This is a genomic window from Moorena sp. SIO3I8 (assembly GCF_010692325.1).
Classification (GTDB): domain Bacteria; phylum Cyanobacteriota; class Cyanobacteriia; order Cyanobacteriales; family Coleofasciculaceae; genus Moorena.
Genome location: NZ_JAAHHW010000299.1, coordinates 1 through 2,039 on the forward strand (window position 1 = coordinate 1; position 2,039 = coordinate 2,039).

A 2,039-nucleotide genomic window follows, 5' to 3' on the forward strand; every position below is an offset into this window, starting at 1 on the left:
ATTTCGTAATCTAATTGATTTTCACATCCCATTAATCCGAGAACATTAATTCTTTTGCTTTGGGAACTATTAATAGTTATTCTTTTTAACTTTTCTTGCCATCCATAAGGAATATCTGGCTTCAAAGAGAATCCACTTTCATCTAAATATCTTAATTCAATTTCTCCTTTTTTAGCTTGCTCTTTTAGCTCTTTTAGTCTGGGTATTTTTACGTCTAGCTCCCAGTCATCAGGGGTTTTACTCGTTCCTCTCTTCATTCTTTTCCATTTCATGTTCAACTTTTTTATGGTTCTTTTTATAGTTTCCTTACTTACATCTATCTTCCACTCTTTATTGATTTTATTTTTAACTTTGTTTAGGCTTTTTGGTTCAGATTTTACCCACTCCTTTACTTGTTGCCTTTGCTCCTGATTTAACTTAGGTTTTCTGCCCCTACCTTTTTGATTGTATATTCCTATTATTTTTTGATCTTCCCATTTTGTTAACCAGTTATATATAGTTTTTCGAGTAACTCCAAATAATGAACTTAATTCATTGATAGAAAACTTTTGATAACTCAACAATATACATTTAGCTCGGTCTCTCACTTGAGGATATTTACTTTGCCAACTTATTCTTTCCAACAGTTTTTTAGTTTCGGTATTTAATTCTCTAATGAATCTCATATAACTACCCATTTTCAGTGATTTTATCTAATTATATATTATTATGTCAAAAATAGGAATTAATTTTGTGCACCTGCTTATGAAAAAGGAGATAGCTTTATCCTCGAAAGTGTCAACTTTTCTCATAATGTATAATTTAGAATGTATAATTTAGAATGAAGAATGTATAATTTAGAATGAAGAATGTATAATTTAGAATGAAGAATGTATAATTTATAGCGTTTCTCATAGCTATGAGGGACAGAGATTTTGTTTGCTTATTACCTATTCCCTGTTCCCTGTTCCCTGTTCCCTGTTCCCTGTTCCCTGTTCCCTAAAACCCATAAATTTGTACCTCATCAGTTTTAGAATGGCTATAGAATTATTTTTGAGCCTTAGTGTTTTTAATAATTGCATAAATAATAGAAATTAATTCGTTAGATTCACAGGGTAAGCGCAAGAAAAAATTGCCCATAATGTGCATTGGCTGGATCTCGGTTGCTCGTGGCTCGAAACCCCTATAATCTCGTCGAACTGTACTCGCAATAGAGTTAATTTGTTGAGAATGACGTGGTTTTTTTCTCAATAAGCTACGGCTTATTGATTCTTGCGCTAACCCTGGTTAGATTCATTGAGTAAAGACAGCAATCTTGGTTATAGGTTTTTCTCGGTAGCGATTAATATTTTTAACCAATAATTTGTCTCTCTAGCTTCCTTGAGGGATATACTCATTTTATGAATAAAGTCTCGTTTACTTTCTGCATTTTGTGCTTCCTCAACATTTGCTCCAATACTTGTTCCACAGCGGATTAATTGTTTGCTTAAATCATATCCAGTCCCACCATTTTGTCTCAGAAATTTACAGAGATTGACTATTCTTACGCTAAAGTTTAGCGTTCTTTCTTGTATATCTTTTTTTCTCATTCATTTTTGACCATAGGTAATTTAATAATTTACTTTTATAGTGCTACGCGCAAGGCAGCTATGCTGAGGGCAGAAGACAGAAGTTGACTCTAACAAGGTTTTAGAGGTAAGAGTTGTCCTAACAAGTGCGTGCGTACTGCTATATCTTCTTCTATGCATAAATACATAAATATAAAAATGTCTTAATTCTTAATTCTTAATTCTTAATTCTTAATTCTTAATTCTTAATTCTTAATTCTTAATTCTTAATTCTTAATTCTTAATTCTTAATTCTTAATTCTTAATTCTTAATTCTCAATTCTTAATTCTTAATTCTTAATTCTCAATTCTTAATTCTTAATTCTTATCCCTCTTCTGTCACTCTCCGAATTCAATGATTAACAAATAAGTCAGATTATCCAGAATTAAAAAAGAATTGATATTGATTAATATCACTAATTAGCTGATTCAATCCCAGCAATAAGTTACTAT

Annotated in this window: 2 protein-coding genes; both read right to left on the reverse strand. The window is 31.0% G+C overall.

Annotation, left to right across the window (positions count from 1 at the left end; translation table 11 throughout):
* Nucleotides 1–665: IS630 family transposase (locus F6K51_RS36370; protein ID WP_293030802.1), on the reverse strand; the 665-nt coding region annotated here is incomplete at its 3' end.
* A gap of 633 nt (nt 666–1,298) precedes the next feature.
* A complete protein-coding gene (locus F6K51_RS36375) occupies nt 1,299–1,568 on the reverse strand; it encodes a four helix bundle protein (RefSeq protein WP_293030805.1) in 270 nt (89 codons plus the stop codon).
* Nucleotides 1,569–2,039: the final 471 nt, after the last annotated feature.